This is a genomic window from Herbaspirillum sp. LeCh32-8 (assembly GCF_017814915.1).
Lineage (GTDB): Bacteria > Pseudomonadota > Gammaproteobacteria > Burkholderiales > Burkholderiaceae_D > Herbaspirillum.
The window spans coordinates 224,062-239,753 of sequence record NZ_JAGIPZ010000004.1 but is presented as its reverse complement, the minus strand read 5'-3'; the positions used below and the strand labels follow the sequence as shown (position 1 = coordinate 239,753).

Annotated in this window: 13 protein-coding genes; 12 read left to right on the top strand and 1 reads right to left on the bottom strand. The window is 64.0% G+C overall.

The annotated features are described in order from the left end of the window. Positions 1-31 precede the first annotated feature (31 nt). The 7 genes from murC (at position 32) to lpxC (ending at position 7,861) form a co-directional block, all read left to right on the top strand. Positions 32-1,459, top strand: coding sequence for a UDP-N-acetylmuramate--L-alanine ligase (murC, locus tag J8I26_RS10390; protein WP_209606822.1), 1,428 nt, complete (start codon positions 32-34; stop codon positions 1,457-1,459). Continuing rightward, positions 1,456-2,460, top strand: coding sequence for a D-alanine--D-alanine ligase (locus tag J8I26_RS10385; RefSeq protein ID WP_209606820.1), 1,005 nt, complete (start codon positions 1,456-1,458; stop codon positions 2,458-2,460). The genes murC and J8I26_RS10385 overlap by 4 nt, the downstream gene beginning before the upstream one ends. A gap of 24 nt (positions 2,461-2,484) precedes the next feature. Beyond that, positions 2,485-3,255 (top strand): cell division protein FtsQ/DivIB, encoded by a 771-nt coding sequence (locus J8I26_RS10380; protein ID WP_209606818.1) that lies wholly within the window; start codon positions 2,485-2,487, stop codon positions 3,253-3,255. 11 nt (positions 3,256-3,266) lie between these two features. Beyond that, positions 3,267-4,499, top strand: coding sequence for a cell division protein FtsA (ftsA, locus tag J8I26_RS10375; protein WP_209606815.1), 1,233 nt, complete (start codon positions 3,267-3,269; stop codon positions 4,497-4,499). Between the two features lie 298 nt (positions 4,500-4,797). Next, positions 4,798-5,985 carry a cell division protein FtsZ gene (ftsZ, locus tag J8I26_RS10370; protein ID WP_209606813.1) on the top strand — a complete coding sequence of 396 codons (1,188 nt, stop codon included), beginning with the start codon at positions 4,798-4,800 and terminating at the stop codon, positions 5,983-5,985. A gap of 185 nt (positions 5,986-6,170) precedes the next feature. Continuing rightward, entirely contained in the window at positions 6,171-6,674 is a 504-nt protein-coding gene (locus J8I26_RS10365) for a peroxiredoxin (RefSeq protein WP_209606811.1), read from the top strand. Between the two features lie 251 nt (positions 6,675-6,925). After that, entirely contained in the window at positions 6,926-7,861 is a 936-nt protein-coding gene (gene lpxC / locus J8I26_RS10360; RefSeq protein WP_209606809.1) for a UDP-3-O-acyl-N-acetylglucosamine deacetylase, read from the top strand. A 166-nt stretch (positions 7,862-8,027) separates the two neighbouring features. On the opposite strand, the gene J8I26_RS10355 is transcribed toward lpxC, so the two are convergent. After that, on the bottom strand, positions 8,028-8,537 hold the full coding sequence (locus J8I26_RS10355; protein WP_209606807.1) for a DciA family protein: 510 nt from the start codon (positions 8,535-8,537) through the stop codon (positions 8,028-8,030). A 95-nt stretch (positions 8,538-8,632) separates the two neighbouring features. Between J8I26_RS10355 and J8I26_RS10350 the strand changes: the two genes are divergently transcribed. The 5 genes from J8I26_RS10350 to argJ all read left to right on the top strand — a co-directional run bounded on the left by J8I26_RS10350 (position 8,633) and on the right by argJ (position 15,602). Continuing rightward, positions 8,633-9,610: a M23 family metallopeptidase gene (locus tag J8I26_RS10350; RefSeq protein WP_209606806.1), complete on the top strand. Its 978-nt coding sequence runs from the start codon at positions 8,633-8,635 to the stop codon at positions 9,608-9,610. A 320-nt stretch (positions 9,611-9,930) separates the two neighbouring features. After that, positions 9,931-12,684, top strand: coding sequence for a preprotein translocase subunit SecA (secA, locus tag J8I26_RS10345; protein WP_209606804.1), 2,754 nt, complete (start codon positions 9,931-9,933; stop codon positions 12,682-12,684). Positions 12,685-12,773: 89 nt separating this feature from the next. Further along, positions 12,774-13,577, top strand: a complete 804-nt coding sequence (locus tag J8I26_RS10340; protein ID WP_209607007.1) for a DUF2272 domain-containing protein — start codon at positions 12,774-12,776, stop codon at positions 13,575-13,577. Beyond that, positions 13,577-14,320, top strand: a complete 744-nt coding sequence (locus J8I26_RS10335) for an SGNH/GDSL hydrolase family protein (RefSeq protein ID WP_209606802.1) — start codon at positions 13,577-13,579, stop codon at positions 14,318-14,320. The genes J8I26_RS10340 and J8I26_RS10335 overlap by 1 nt, the downstream gene beginning before the upstream one ends. 46 nt (positions 14,321-14,366) lie before the next feature. Next, positions 14,367-15,602, top strand: a complete 1,236-nt coding sequence (gene argJ / locus J8I26_RS10330; RefSeq protein ID WP_209606800.1) for a bifunctional glutamate N-acetyltransferase/amino-acid acetyltransferase ArgJ — start codon at positions 14,367-14,369, stop codon at positions 15,600-15,602. Positions 15,603-15,692 lie beyond the last annotated feature (90 nt).

Sequence of the window (15,692 nt, the reverse complement as noted above, 5' to 3'; positions counted from 1 at the left end):
GGCGAAGCCGGTCCGCCAGCGAGTAAAGAACATGAAACATAGAGTCAAAAATATCCATTTCGTAGGCATCGGCGGCTCAGGAATGAGCGGCATCGCCGAGGTCATGCTCAACCTGGGCTACGGCGTGTCCGGCTCGGACCTGGGCAGCAACGCCGCGACCCAACGCCTGGCGCAGCTGGGCGCCTGCATCCGCTACGGCCACGCGGCCGAGAACATCGACGGCGCCGACGCCATCGTCACCTCCACCGCTGTCAAGGGCGACAACCCCGAGGTGCTGGCAGCGCGCAAGAAACATATCCCCATCGTGCCGCGCGCGGTGATGTTGGGCGAGCTGATGCGCCTGAAGAAGGGCATCGCCATTGCCGGCACCCACGGCAAGACCACCACCACCTCGCTGGTGGCCAGCGTGCTGGCCCAAGGCGGACTGGATCCGACCTTCGTGATCGGCGGCCGACTGACGTCAGCCGGCGCCAACGCCAAGCTGGGCACCGGCGAATTCATCGTGGCCGAGGCCGACGAATCAGACGCGTCCTTCCTGAACCTGACGCCGGTGATCGAGGTGATCACCAACATCGACGCCGACCACATGGAGACCTACAACCATGACTTCGCGCGCCTGAAGCAGGCCTTCGTCGAGTTTACCCAGCGCCTGCCGTTCTACGGCGTGGCGGTGCTGTGCCTGGACGATCCGCACGTGCGCGAGATCATGCCGATGGTGTCCAAGCCCATCCTTACCTACGGTTTCCACGAAGACGCCGAAGTGCGCGCGGTGGACGCCAAGGCGGTCGATGGCAAGATGGAGTTCACCGTGATCCAGGAAGGCTACGCGCCGATGCAGGTGAGCCTGAACCAGCCCGGCATGCACAACGTGCAAAACGCCTGCGCCGCGATTGCGATCGCGCGTGAGCTCGACGTGGACGACGCCGCTACCCAGAAGGCGCTGACCGAATTCAACGGCGTCGGCCGCCGCTTCACCCGCTATGGCGAGGTGCCGCTGTTCGATGCCGACGGCAAGCCGGCCGGCCATTTCACGCTGGTCGACGACTACGGCCACCACCCGGTTGAGACCGCGGCCACCATTTCGGCCGCGCGCGGCGCCTATCCGGGCCGCCGCCTGGTGCTTGCGTTCCAGCCGCACCGCTACACCCGCACGCGCGACCTGTTCGAGGACTTCGTCAAGGTGCTCTCGCAAACCGACGTGCTGGTGCTGGGCGAGGTGTATTCCGCCGGCGAGTCGCCCATCGTGGCGGCCGACGGCCGTTCGCTGGCGCACGCGCTGCGCGCGGCCGGCAAGGTTGAGCCGGTGTTCGTGGACGATATCGTCGACATGCCCGAGACCATCCGCAACGTGGTGCGCGACGGCGACGTGGTGATGACCATGGGCGCCGGATCGATCTCCGGCGTGCCTGGCCGCCTGACGGCGCAGGCCAGCGAAAAGAGCGAACAGGGGGCCGCATGATCAGCCAGGAACAGATCAAGGCATTCGGCCGCGTCGGCGTGCTCTACGGCGGCCGCTCGGCCGAGCGCGAAGTGTCCAACATGTCCGGCACCGGCGTGCTGCAGGCATTGCGCAGCAAGGGCGTCGACGCCCATCCGTTCGATCCGGCGCAACACACGCTGGGCGAGCTGCAGGCGCAGAAGTTTGACCGCGTGTTCATCGCGCTGCACGGCCGCTATGGTGAAGACGGCACGCTGCAGGGCGCGCTGGAGCAGATGGGCCTGCCCTACACCGGCCCCGGCGTGATGGCGTCGTCGATCGCCATGGACAAGATCATGACCAAGCGCATCTGGCTGGCGCATGGCTTGCCGACGCCGCGTTTTGCGGTGCTGGACGCCAAGGCCACCACGCGCGAGCAGCTGCGCGTCGTGCCCGACGAGCTGGGCCTGCCGCTGATGCTGAAGGCGCCGCATGAGGGCTCGACCATCGGCATCGCCAAGGTCAACGGTTATTCGGATGTGCAGGCCGGGTTCGACCTGTGCGCCAAGTACGACGACGTGGTGCTGGCCGAGGAATTCATCCGCGGCCGCGAGCTGACGGTGCCGGTACTGGGTAGCGGTCGCAATGCGCGCGCCCTGCCGGTGATCGAGATCCGTGCGCCGGAAGGCAATTACGACTACCAGAACAAGTATTTCACCGACGACACCAAGTACCTGTGCCCGGCCCCGCTCGACGAGCAGCTGACCCGGCGCCTGCAGGAACTGGCAGTGCAGGCGTTCAACGCGCTGGGTTGCCGCGGCTGGAGCCGTGTCGACTTCATGCTGCGCGAGCAGGACGGCAAGGCTGAACCTTATTTGCTGGAAATCAATACCTCGCCCGGCATGACCGGTCATTCGCTGGTGCCTATGGCGGCCAAGGCGGAGGGGATGAGCTACGAAGAGTTGTGCTGCGAAATCCTGCAGCTGGCGGCGCTCGACATGACGCCCTCCAAGGATTGGACGCCGCAAGCGTCTCAACCTTAAGGCGGCAGGGGAGCTCGCGAAGGAATGTGGCAAGACGTCAAGATGCTTAACGCGGTCAGCAGCGCGCTGCTTGCGCTGGTGCTGCTGGCCCTGGTGGCATCGGGTTTGTGGTGGGTGGCGCAGCGGCCGATGTTTACGCTGCACACGATACGCATTGAAAGCGCCAGCGAATTGCCGCTGGAAAAGGTCAATGCGCTGACGGTGCGGGCCACGGCGGTGCCGCGCATCCATGGCAATTTCTTCACCACCGACTTGTCGGCGGTGCGCGCGGCCTTCGAGGCGGTGCCGTGGGTGCGCCGTGCGATGGTGCGGCGCGAGTGGCCGGACCGGCTGGTGGTGAAGATCGAGGAACACAAGGCCCTGGGCACCTGGGGCGAAGACGGCAAGTTGCTGTCGCAGAAGGGTGATGTGTTCACCGCCAACCTGGCCGAGGCCGAGGATGACGGCGACCTGCTGGAGTTCGACGGCCCCGAGGGCAGCGAGAAGCAGGTGGTGACGCGGCTGGCGCAGTTCCGCCAGTGGTTCGCGCCGCTGAAGCTGGAGCCGGAGTCGCTGGTGCTGTCCAACCGCTACGCCTGGACGGTGAAGCTGGACAACGGCATGACGGTCGAACTGGGTCGCGACCTGGGCGACGCGGTATTGAAGGAAAGAATTGATCGGCTGGTGGCGGTGTATCCGCAGCTGATGGAAAGATTGCAGGGCAAGATCGAGAGCGTCGACATGCGTTACCCCAACGGGATGGCGCTCAAGGCGGATGGAATGGTGCTGGCGGCATTGAACGGAAAGAAGAAATAAGCGACAACGATATGACAAAAGACGCAAAAAATCTGATCGTCGGTCTCGACATCGGCACCTCCAAGGTGGTGGCGGTGGTGGCCGAGGTGCTGGCTGACGGCCGCCATGAAGTGATCGGCCTGGGGCAGTCCGAATCCAAGGGGCTCAAGAAGGGCGTGGTGGTCAATATCGAGGCCACTGTCGAATCCATCCAGCGCGCGCTCGAAGAGGCCGAACTAATGGCCGACTGCAAGATCAGAAACGTCTATACCGGCATTGCCGGCAGCCATATCCGCAGCTTCAATTCGAGCGGCATGGTGGCGATCAAGGACAAGGAAGTGACGGCGGCCGACGTCTCGCGCGTGATCGAAACCGCCAAGGCCGTCAACATTCCGACCGACCAGCAGCTGCTGCACACGGTCCCGCAGGAATTCATCGTCGACAACCAGGAAGACGTGCGCGAGCCCATCGGCATGAGCGGCATCCGCCTGGAAGTCAAAGTGCATATCGTGACCGGCGCGGTCTCGGCCGTGCAGAACATCGTCAAGTGCGTGCGTCGCTGCGGCCTGGAAGTGTCGGACCTGATCCTGCAGCCGATGGCCTCGGCCGACGCCGTGCTGACCACCGACGAGCGCGAACTGGGCGTGGTGCTGGTCGACATCGGCGGCGGCACCACCGACGTGGCGGTGTTCACCGAAGGCGCGATCCGCCACACCGCGGTGATCCCCATCGCCGGCGACCAGATCACCAACGACATCGCGATGGCGCTGCGTACGCCGACGCTGGAAGCGGAAGAAATCAAACTGCGCTACGGCGTGGCCAAGCAGATTCTGGCCGACCCGACCGAGACGCTGGAAGTCCCCGGCCTGGGCGACCGCAATCCGCGCACCTTGTCGCGCCAGGCGCTGGCGGCGGTGATCGAGCCGCGCGTGGAAGAGCTGTTTGCGCTGGTGCACCAGGTGGTGCGCGAGTCGGGCTACGAAGAAGTGCTGTCCTCGGGCATCGTGCTCACCGGCGGTTCGGCGCTGATGCCGGGCATGACCGAGCTGGCCGAAGACATCTTCCTCAAGCCGGCGCGCCTGGGCACGCCGGAGTACAGCGGCCAGCTGGCCGACGTGGTGCGCAGCCCGCGCTACTCGACTGTGCTGGGTCTGCTGCAGGAAGCCAAGAAGCAATACCTGCGCGGCTACATCGTGACGCGCCAGGAAGGCTCGGTAAAGGCGGTCTGGCAGCGCATGAAGGAATGGTTCCTCGGCAATTTCTGAGCGGCGGTTTCAACGCGGCGTAGCGGCGAGTGCATCAGGATGTAAAAGTTTTGGCGGTAAAGAAGTCAACGGCGGTACGGTTCTGGGAGTTTGTGTTTCATGGCGGTAACGTTGTTCGGACGGTATTCGGCGGTATGGGCAAGTAATTGGCAGGATCGGTTTTTTGGAATTGCAGTATCAGGCAGCACTCATCAGCATTCATTTATTGGATAGTCAGGCAGTGATCAGTTGCTAGTCGTCACACCGCGTGATGCCTATCAACTGCCAGCTGCGGATACATATATTTAAAGGAGTCATCATGGAAATCGATATGGTCGACAATGCGACGCTCGGTACGATCATCAAGGTCGTCGGCGTTGGCGGCGCCGGCGGCAACGCTGTGCAGCATATGATCAACAAGGGTGTGTCCGGCGTCGAATTCATCGCCGCCAACACCGATGCGCAAGCGCTGAAGCAGTCGCGCGCGCATAACGTCATCCAGATCGGCGAGACCGGCCTGGGCGCAGGCATGCAGCCGGAAGTCGGCCGTCGCCTGGCCGAAGAAACCCGCTCGCGCATCGAAGACTCGCTGCGCGGCGCGCACATGGTCTTCATCGCTGCCGGCATGGGCGGCGGCACCGGCACCGGTGCTGCTCCCGTGGTGGCGCAGGTCGCCAAGCAGCAGGGCGCGCTGACCGTGGCCGTGGTGTCCAAGCCGTTCTCCTACGAAGGCCAGAAGTGCATGGACATCGCCGACGCCGGCCTGGAAGAGCTGTCGCAGCACGTCGATTCCCTGATCATCATCCTCAACGAGAAGCTGGAAGAGATCTACGAAGACGACAGCATGATCGAGTGGCTGTCCCACGCTGACGACGTGCTCAACAACGCCGTCGCCGGTATCGCCGAGATCATCAACGTGCCGGGCCATATCAACGTCGACTTCAACGACGTCAAGACCATCATGGGCGAGCAGGGCAAGGCCATGATGGGCACCGCGACCGCTTCCGGCGTCGACCGCGCGCGCGTGGCGGCCGAGCAGGCCGTGGCCTCGCCGCTGCTGGACGGCATCGACCTGTCCGGCGCGCGTGGCGTGCTGGTCAACGTGACCGCTTCGCGCAGCCTGAAGGGTAAGGAAATCAAGGAAGTGATGGCGACCGTGCGCGCCTTCGCCGCTCCTGACGCGTCCATCGCCCAGGGCATCGCCTACGACGACACCATGGGCGACGAGATCCGCGTCACCGTGGTGGCCACCGGCCTGGGCCGCGCACGCAAGACCGTGCAGCTGGTACAGACACCGGTGATGCGTACCGGTACCCACAACGAGCCGATCATGGCCGCCACCGGCACCGTGATGCAAGGCGTGGCGCAACCGGCTGCCGCTTTCGGCGGCCTGAAGGCGCCGGCGGTGTGGCGTCGCGAGTCGGCTTCCGACACCGTGCGCGCGCTGGAAAAGAACGGCATGGAAACCTACGACATCCCGGCATTCCTGCGCAAGCAGGCCGACTGATCGCAGGCTGATCCCGCACCGATCTCTTTCCCGCCGCGTCGGCTTGTCCGATTTCCAGCAATTCGGCGCGACGGGAAAGAACAGGGCATACTAACGCCGCGCCTCGTGCGCGGCGTTGGTTTTTCCGGCGTCGCCGCCGAAGCCGCCGACCAACACAAACAGACACAACCAGACGAGGAAACACCATGACCATCAAGATCGGCGATCGCCTGCCGGAAGGCACCCTGACCGAATTCATCGAGACCGAAACCGAAGGCTGCAGCCTGGGTCCGAACGCCTTCAAGGTGTCCGACCTGGTCAAGGGCAAGAAGATCGCCCTGTTCGCGCTGCCCGGCGCCTTCACCCCGACCTGTTCTGCCAAGCACGTGCCGGGCTACATCGCTGCGGCCGCGCAGTTCAAGGCCAAGGGCGTGGATGAGATCTGGTGCCTGTCGGTCAACGACGCCTTCGTCATGGGCGCCTGGGGCCGTGAGCAGAAGGCTACCGGCGTCGTGCGCATGCTGGCAGACGGCAGCGCCGCGCTGACCAAGGCGCTGGGCATGGAATTCGACCTGACCGCCAAGGGCATGGGCATCCGTTCGCAGCGTTACTCCATGCTGGTGGAAGACGGCGTGGTCAAGCAGCTGAACCTGGAAGAGCCGGGCAAGTTCGAAGTCTCGAACGCCGAAACGCTGCTGGGCCAGATCTGATTCGGTTCACGTTGCGTTGAACGATGCTGGGTCCTGACCTTCGTCAGGACGACAGGAGGGAGATGCTTGAACCGACGAATGTCGGCCGCCTCCCCGCTGTCGTTCCGGCGCAGGCCGGGATCCAGTGTCGTTTTGTGCCCCGACGGCACCGTTTAATTCAATCATTGTCACCGCGGCAACTCCGGTGACGCACGCCTCAGATTTGCAACACCCCGCAGGCTTGGCGCCCATGGCTTGGCTATAATGCAGGGATGTTGAAACAGCGCACAATCAAGAATCTGGTCAAGTCCACCGGCGTCGGTCTGCATTCCGGCACCAAGGTCGAGCTGACCCTGCGTCCGGCTGCGCCGGACACCGGCATCATCTTCCGCCGCATCGACCTCGACCCGGTGGTCGAGCTGCCGATGGTGGCCACCGGCGTGGGCGATACCCGCATGGCATCGACCCTGACCAAGGACGGCGCCAAGGTCTCCACCGTCGAGCATCTGCTGTCGGCCTGCGCCGGCCTCGGTATCGACAACCTCTACATCGACCTGACCGCGGAAGAAATTCCGATCATGGACGGTTCGGCGTCCTCCTTCGTGTTCCTGCTGCAGCAGGCCGGCTTGCAAGAGCAGAACGCCGCCAAGAAATTCATCCGCGTGAAAAAGCCCGTGGAAGTGCGCGAAGGCACCGGCGACAAGGAAAAATGGGCGCGCCTGGAGCCGTACAACGGCTTCCGCCTGAAGTTCTTCATCGAATTCAACCACCCCGCGGTGGACGGCACCGGCCAGGTGGCCGAGGTCGACTTCGGCATCGACTCCTACGTCAAGGAAATCGCCCGCGCGCGCACCTTCGGCTTCATGCAGGACGTGGAAACCCTGCGCGGCATGGGCCTGGCGCGCGGCGGCTCGTTCGAGAACGCGATCGTGATGGACGAGTACCGCATCCTGAACGCCGACGGCCTGCGCTACGACAACGAGTTCGTGCGCCACAAGATCCTGGACGCCATCGGCGACCTCTATATCATCGGCCATCCGCTCTTGGCTAGCTACGACGCGCACAAGTCCGGCCACGGCCTGAACAACCTGCTGCTGCGCGAGTTGCTCAACAACCCGGACGCCTACGAGATCGTCACCTTCGACTCGCTGGATACCGCGCCGCAGACCTATGTGATGCAGGCCAAGCAGGAGTGGGCGCTGAACTGACCCGCGCCCGCTTTACCGTGCAATGCAAAACGCCCCGGCATGCCGGGGCGTTTGTCTTTGTGTCCTTGTATCGGGACGGGAATTCGGCGGCGTAAATCTTTTACAAGATTGCACGCGCATCGGATTGCTCGAGGGAAATAAACCCGCTTTCCTTTCCCTGTTCGGCTTATGCGCGCGCCTGGCGACGCCGTATCATGGCGTCGATGGCATCCTTCAGGCCCTGGCTGCGCGGGTCGGTCGACAGCGAACTGCTGAGCTCGGCAAAGGACGTCAATGCATTGTCCGTCAGTTCGACCACCCGCTTGGGCGTTGGCGGCGGAGCAATCTTGCCAACTTGCACTTTGATACGGATTGAATTAACCTGCCATCCATCATTTTGCAGGCGGTCTTGCAGCTTGGGGAGCTGTTGTTTGAGTCGGGCCGCCAATGCCGCATTGGGCGAACTCATCACCAGTACGCCAGCTTCGAAATTCAATATCTCGCACGCGGTGAACATCGCGGGCAAGCCGGCCGCTACTGCCTTTTGCAGCGTGGCCATGCGCGAGAGGGCGGGCAACAGCGCCGCCATCGTCGAATTCGACCGCAAAAAATCCGAGGCTCCCTTCGTGCTCTTCGCCATGCGTTGAGCGCTCGTGGGGGCCGGTCGATAAGGGGTGAAAGTGGATGCGTACTTCATCTTTAAACCTTATCACATCCGCCTGTCAGGCGGCTGGAGTCTAGGGATGCGTTTGTGCGGCCGCGCCGCCGGATGACGGATCCTAAGGAGCAAAGATGCAAATTATCCTGCTGCACCCCCGTTTCACCAAGGCGCGATCCGTCACGCTGGGTTCGAAGCACCTGATGGCGCTGTTTCTCCTCATGGCGGTGACCGTCGCCGCCTGCTCCGCGCTGGTGTGCTGGCTGGTGCTGCGTCACGCCGCCGATGCCGACGCCTCGCCCATGTTCCGCAAGCTGGCCATGTCCATGAGCCAGCAGGAAGACGACCGCAAGGAAAAATACCTCAAGGAAAACCTGGCCATGATGGCCGTGAAGGTCGGCGAGATGCAGGCCCAGATGATGCGCCTGGATGCGCTGGGCGAGCGCGTCCAAGGCCTGGCCGGCATCCGTCCCGAGGAATTCAACTTCAAGGAGCTGCCCGGACGCGGCGGCGCCGAGCAATCCAGCCGCGCCGGCCCCGGCCGCGAGGTCGGCATGGACGAGCTGCGCCGCATGCTCGACTCGCTGGCGCAGGACGCCGGTCATCGCACCGATTACCTCAACGCGGTCGAATCCACCCTGATGGGCGACAAGATCAAGTCGCGCCTGCTGCCGACCAATCAGCCGGTCAATGTTGCCTACAATTCGTCGAGTTTCGGCTGGCGCCTCGATCCCTTCACCGGTCACAACGCCTTCCACGAAGGCCTCGACTTCCCGGCGCCGGTCGGCACCCGCATCGTGGCCGCAGCCGCCGGCGTGGTGATCGCCTCCGAATATCATTATCAGTTCGGCAACATGCTGGAGATCGACCACGGCAACAACATCATCACCCGTTACGCGCACGCTTCGCAGCTGTACGTGAAGGTGGGCGACATCGTCAAGCGCGGCCAGCACGTGGCCGACGTCGGCTCGACCGGCCGCTCGACCGGCGCGCACCTGCATTTCGAGGTGCGCATCCGCGGCGTGGCCCAAGATCCGCGCAAATTCCTGGCGCTGGGCGCCACCGGCGGCAACCAGCCCAAGCAGATGCCGGTGTTCGTGGCCGGTCGTTGAGCGAATCGGGGCTTTTCGCCCCTTCCAGACGCGCAATACCCCTAGCCGGGGATTTTCGGCCCTTCCAGACGCGCAAAACCCCTGATTTGTGTTTTTCGCATTCTTCACACGCGCAAAACCCGCCTCCCGGCGGGTTTTTCTATTGAATCTTTGGGGTTGGGCCCGATCTACATGCGGTTCGGCCCGCCGCATCGGCCCGGCAGCGCGTCGCTGCGGGGCCTGCGTGCTAAAATCGGCGGTTTATTATCGGGCGTTCTTTCGGCTGGGTGCCAGACGTCTGCCTGCCGGATCTTTCATCGGCGCTTTTATAGAATCCAAGCATGTCATTCCTGACCAAGATTTTCGGTAGCCGTAATCAGCGGTTGCTCAAACAATATCAAAAAATCGTCCGCCAGATTAACGCGCTGGAGCCGTCGGTCGAGAAGCTGACGGATGCCGAACTTCAAGCCAAGACGCCCGAATTCAAGCAGCGCATCGCCAATGGCGAGACGCTTGACGCGATCCTGCCAGAAGCGTTCGCGGTGTGTCGCGAAGCCAGCCGCCGCGTGCTCAAGATGCGCCACTTCGACGTGCAGCTGATCGGCGGCATGTCGCTGCACTTCGGCAAGATCGCCGAAATGCGCACCGGCGAAGGCAAGACCCTGATGGCGACGCTGCCGGCCTACCTCAATGCGCTGTCCGGCCGTGGCGTGCACGTGGTTACCGTCAACGATTACCTGGCACAGCGCGACTGCGAAGACATGAACCGCCTGTACAGCTGGCTGGGCCTGACGACCGGCGTGAACCTGTCGCAGATGGAACATGACATCAAGCAGCAGGCCTACGCCGCCGACATCACTTACGGTACCAACAACGAGTTCGGCTTCGACTACCTGCGCGACAACATGGTGTTCGATGCCGACGACCGCGTGCAGCGCACCCTGAACTTCGCCATCGTCGACGAAGTGGACTCGATCCTGATCGACGAAGCGCGTACGCCGCTGATCATCTCCGGCCAGGCCGAGAACCACACCGAGCTGTACCACAAGATGAACGCCGTGCCGCCGCTGCTGACGCTGCAGATCGGCGAAGAAACGCCGGACGGCAAGGGCAAGGTCGAAGTCCCGGGCGACTACACCAAGGACGAGAAGAGCCACCAGGTTCTGCTGACCGAAGCCGGCCACGACAAGGCCGAAGAAATCCTGACCCAGATGGGTCTGCTGCCGGAAGGCGCCTCGCTGTACGACGCCGCCAACATCACCCTGATCCACCACCTGTACGCCGCCCTGCGCGCGCACACGCTGTACCACAAGGACCAGCACTACGTGGTGCAGAACGGTGAAGTCACCATCGTCGACGAATTCACCGGCCGCCTGATGACCGGCCGCCGCTGGTCCGAAGGCTTGCACCAGGCGGTGGAAGCCAAGGAAGGCGTGAAGATCCAGAACGAGAACCAGACCCTGGCCTCGATCACCTTCCAAAACTACTTCCGCATGTACGCCAAGCTGTCCGGCATGACCGGTACGGCCGACACCGAAGCCTACGAATTCCAGGAGATCTACCACCTGGAAACCGTGGTCATCCCGCCGAACCGCCCGAACGCGCGCAAGGACCGCCAGGATCAGGTCTACAAGACCGCGCAAGAAAAATACATGGCGATGTTGAAGGACATCCAGGATTGCTACGAGCGCGGCCAGCCCGTGCTGGTGGGCACCACCTCGATCGAGAATTCCGAGCTGCTGTCGGGCATCCTGAACAAGGCCAAGCTGCCGCACAACGTCCTCAACGCCAAGCAGCACGCGCGTGAAGCCGAGATCGTGGCGCAGGCTGGTCGTCCCAAGATGATCACCATCGCCACCAACATGGCCGGCCGCGGCACCGACATCGTGCTGGGCGGCAATGTGGACAAGCAGGTGCAGCTGATCGAAGCCGACGCCGCGCTGACCGACGACGACAAGGCTGCCCGCGCCAAGCAACTGCGCGACGAATGGCAGTCCCTGCACGACCACGTGGTCAACGCCGGCGGCCTGCATATCATCGGCACCGAGCGTCACGAGTCGCGCCGCGTCGATAACCAGCTGCGCGGCCGTTCCGCGCGCCAGGGTGACCCGGGTTCCTCGCGCTTCTACCTGTCGCTGGACGACGCGCTGCTGCGCATCTTCGCCGGCGACCGCGTGCGCGCCATCATGGATCGCCTGAAGATGCCCGAGGGCGAGCCGATCGAAGCCGGCATCGTGACCCGCTCGATCGAATCCGCGCAGCGCAAGGTCGAAGCGCGCAACTTCGACATCCGCAAGCAGCTGCTGGAATACGACGACGTCGCCAACGACCAGCGCAAGGTCATTTACCAACAGCGTAACGAGCTGCTGGAGTCGGCCGAAATGGGCGAGATGATCGCCTCGCTGCGCGACGGCGTGTTCACCGACCTGTTCCGCGAATACGTGCCGGCCGAGTCGATGGAAGAGCAGTGGGACCTGCCGGGCCTGCAAGCCGTGATGAAGAACGAATGGCAGCTGGACGTGGCGCTTGACGCCATGCTGGAAGCCGAGCCCGACCTGTCCGACGAGGACCTGCTGGAGCGCGTGCTGGCGGCCGCCAAGGACACCTACGAAGCCAAGGTGGCCGTGGTCGGCGCCGAAGCCTTCGCCGGCTTCGAGCGCAGCGTGATGCTGCAGAGCATCGACAACCACTGGCGCGAGCACCTGGCGGCGCTGGATCACCTGCGCCAAGGTATCCACCTGCGCGGCTATGCGCAGAAGAACCCGAAGCAGGAATACAAGCGTGAAGCCTTCGAGCTGTTCGCCCAGATGCTGGACCTGATCAAGAACGAAGTGATCAAGGTGGTGATGACCGTGCGCATCCAGAGCCGCGAGGAAATCGAGGCGGCCGAGGAAAACATGACCGGCGGTTCGCCGATCAACATCAACTACCAGCACGCCGACTTCAATCCCGAAGCCGCCCCGGAAGAGCTGCTGGCGCCGACCGCGCAGAGCGAAACCGGCGACGATTCGGAATTCCCGAAGGTTGGCCGCAACGATCCCTGCCCGTGCGGCAGCGGCAAGAAGTACAAGCAGTGCCACGGCAAGCTGGCCTGATCCAGCCGCCGTCAGCCTGAACCAAGGCCGTTCACCATCACCGTGGTGAACGGCCTTTTTTTGAGCTCGCCATGTGGGAGAACAACAAGATGCAAGCCGCTAACGCTTCCCTGATTAACGCCGCTGCCGCTACCCTTGCAGCCGTGCTGCTGGCCGGTTGCGCCTCCAGCCCGATGCCGAGCTGGCGCGAATCGGGCGACCCCGGCTATGCGCCGGTGCGCCCGGCGCAGGCTGAACCCACCGTCACGGCGGTGCCGCCGGTGGCCATCAGCACCGCGCCGCCCACGCGTGCCGCGCTGGTGGCCGCGGCCAAAGCCGAGTGGGATTTCTTCGGCAACCAGCAGATCGACATGCGCCACGACCCCTTCAGCGCGCCGCGCCTGGGTTTGCTGGAAGACGAGGGCGAGGCGGTGCAGCGCGTGGCTGAATACTGGCACGCGGTGGGCAAAAACCTGACCGGAGCCGACTGCCAGCAGGCCTGGTCGGCCGCCTTCATCTCCTGGCTGATGGTGTCGACCAACGTGGCGCCGCAGGATTTTGCACCCAATGAAACCCACTTCAACTACCTGAGCTTCCTCAAGGAGCGCGAGGCGCGGCCGTCGCCGCAGTTCGTACTGCGCCCGGCGGCCACTGAGCCGATCGCTCCCGGCGACCTGATCTGCGCGCCGCGCGGAAACAACAACGCCACCACACTGGACGAGATTCGCCCCGGATTGGCCGGCCACTGCGATCTCGTGGTAGAGGTGCATGCCGATGAAGGCTGGGCCGGGGCCATCGGCGGCAACGTGTTCAACTCGGTGTCCGAGTCGCTGATCCCGGTCGACGACCAGGGACGGGCCTTGCCGATCGCCCAGCGGCCCTGGCTGGCGGTGGTCAAGAACCTGCTGCCCTGATGCTGCTGCTGTCCAAGATCCTGTTGGGCCCCGTGCTGCTGGCGCAGGGTAAATGGCTGCGCAAGACCGCCCTGCGTTTGCCCGAGGCCGCCGGCCCGCGCCTGGGTGTGGAGCTGCCGCCGACCGGAGCGAGCCACAACGAACCGCTGAACCTGCTGGTGGTGGGCGATTCTTCGGCCGCCGGCGTCGGTGTGGCGCATCAGGAGCAAGCCCTGGCCCTGCCGCTGGCGCGCCATCTGGCCGTGCGCAGCGGCCGTCCGGTGGCTTGGCGGCTGGTGGCGCAGAGCGGGGTCAATTCACTGGAGGCGCTGGCCTTGCTGGCGCAGCATGAAATCGGTCCGGCCACGGTGCTGGTGGTGGCCTTGGGCGTGAACGACGCCACCTCCCAGGTGCCGCCGCGGCAATACGTCGCCAACCTGAAGCTGCTGGCCGAGCGCCTGATGCACCAGGCCGGCGTCGAGCACATCGTCTTCACCGGCTTGCCGCCCTTGCACACGTTGCCGGCTGCGCCGCAGCCGCTGCGCTGGTACCTCGGCCGTTATGCCCGCAAGCTGGACCGTGCACTGCGGGCCTGGATCGCGCAGGATCCGGCATTGCGTTATTGCTCGCTGCAATGGGCGCTGCCGCACGAGATGGCGATCGACAAGTTTCATCCCGGACAAGGTCAGTACGCCCGGTGGGCACGTATGGCGGCCGAGATCATCGAGGCCGAGTTCATCGGCTTGTCATCAGGACGAGACTGAATTTGTTTAAAATACGCGTTCCGAATTTTTAAGCTGAAAGCGCGCCATGGCCGTCAATTCCCCAATCCCCGTCTCTTCCGACCTGAAAGCCGTCGCCGGCATCGAACTCGGCCATGCCGAGGCGGGCGTGCGCAAGGCCAACCGCAAGGACCTGCTGGTGCTGAAGCTGGCGCCGACGGCGACCGTGGCCGGCGTATTCACCAAGAACCGTTTCTGCGCCGCGCCGGTGCAGATCTGCAAGGCCAACCTGGAAGCGCTTTCCGCCGACAAGCCGATCCGCGCGCTGGTGATCAACACCGGCAACGCCAACGCCGGCACCGGCGAAGAGGGCTTGAAGCGCGCCCACGCCACCTGCGACGCGCTGGCCGCGCAGCTGGGCTGTGACGCCAAGCAGATCCTGCCGTTTTCGACCGGCGTGATCCTGGAGCCGCTGCCGGTGGAGCGCATCATCGCCGGCCTGCCGCAAGCCATCGGCAACCTGAAGGCCGACAACTGGTTCAACGCCGCTGAGTCGATCATGACCACCGACACCCAGCCCAAGGCGGCGTCGCGCACGATCGCCATCGGCGGCAAGCAGGTCGTGATGACCGGCATCAGCAAGGGCGCCGGCATGATCAAGCCCAACATGGCGACCATGCTGGGCTTCCTGGCCTTCGACGCCAAGCTGCCGCAGGCGCTGATGAACCAGCTGGTCAAGGATGCCGCCGACCAGTCGTTCAACTGCATCACCATCGACGGCGACACCTCGACCAACGACTCCTTCATCCTGGTGGCCACCGGCGCCGGCGAGCTGGAGATTACCAGCGCCGACAGCGCCGAATACAAGGAGCTGGCCGCGGCCGTGACCGCGCTGTCGCAGAACCTGGCGCACCAGATCATCCGTGACGGCGAAGGCGCCACCAAGTTCATCGAAGTCGCCGTGGAAGACGGCAAGAACGTCGAAGAGTGCCGCCAGATCGCGTATTCCATCGCGCACTCGCCGCTGGTCAAGACCGCCTTCTTCGCCTCTGATCCGAACCTGGGCCGCATCCTGGCCGCTATCGGCTATGCCGGCGTGGACGACCTAGACGTGTCGAAGCTCAACATGTGGCTGGACGACGTCTGGGTGGCCAAGGACGGTGGCCGCAATCCCGAGTACCGCGAGGAAGACGGCCAGCGCGTGATGAAGAAGGCCGAGATCGTGGTGCGCGTGAAGCTGGCGCGCGGCGCGGCCAAGGCTTCGGTCTGGACCTGCGACCTGTCGCACGATTACGTTTCCATCAACGCCGACTACCGTTCGTGAACGTTGTACGGGCGCCGGGTGGGCGATCTGCTGCGTTGTAAATCCTCGCCAGGCTCCAGCCTGGCTGCGGTTTACGCCTTGCATCTCATC

What these genes read in the sequence shown, in the direction of transcription:
- murC (WP_209606822.1), top strand. Translation starts at nt 32, where the DNA reads ATGAAACATAGAGTCAAAAATATCCATTTCGTAGGCATCGGCGGCTCA.
- J8I26_RS10385 (WP_209606820.1), top strand. Translation starts at nt 1,456, where the DNA reads ATGATCAGCCAGGAACAGATCAAGGCATTCGGCCGCGTCGGCGTGCTC.
- J8I26_RS10380 (WP_209606818.1), top strand. Translation starts at nt 2,485, where the DNA reads ATGTGGCAAGACGTCAAGATGCTTAACGCGGTCAGCAGCGCGCTGCTT.
- ftsA (WP_209606815.1), top strand. Translation starts at nt 3,267, where the DNA reads ATGACAAAAGACGCAAAAAATCTGATCGTCGGTCTCGACATCGGCACC.
- ftsZ (WP_209606813.1), top strand. Translation starts at nt 4,798, where the DNA reads ATGGAAATCGATATGGTCGACAATGCGACGCTCGGTACGATCATCAAG.
- J8I26_RS10365 (WP_209606811.1), top strand. Translation starts at nt 6,171, where the DNA reads ATGACCATCAAGATCGGCGATCGCCTGCCGGAAGGCACCCTGACCGAA.
- lpxC (WP_209606809.1), top strand. Translation starts at nt 6,926, where the DNA reads ATGTTGAAACAGCGCACAATCAAGAATCTGGTCAAGTCCACCGGCGTC.
- J8I26_RS10355 (WP_209606807.1), bottom strand. Translation starts at nt 8,537, where the DNA reads ATGAAGTACGCATCCACTTTCACCCCTTATCGACCGGCCCCCACGAGC.
- J8I26_RS10350 (WP_209606806.1), top strand. Translation starts at nt 8,633, where the DNA reads ATGCAAATTATCCTGCTGCACCCCCGTTTCACCAAGGCGCGATCCGTC.
- secA (WP_209606804.1), top strand. Translation starts at nt 9,931, where the DNA reads ATGTCATTCCTGACCAAGATTTTCGGTAGCCGTAATCAGCGGTTGCTC.
- J8I26_RS10340 (WP_209607007.1), top strand. Translation starts at nt 12,774, where the DNA reads ATGCAAGCCGCTAACGCTTCCCTGATTAACGCCGCTGCCGCTACCCTT.
- J8I26_RS10335 (WP_209606802.1), top strand. Translation starts at nt 13,577, where the DNA reads ATGCTGCTGCTGTCCAAGATCCTGTTGGGCCCCGTGCTGCTGGCGCAG.
- argJ (WP_209606800.1), top strand. Translation starts at nt 14,367, where the DNA reads ATGGCCGTCAATTCCCCAATCCCCGTCTCTTCCGACCTGAAAGCCGTC.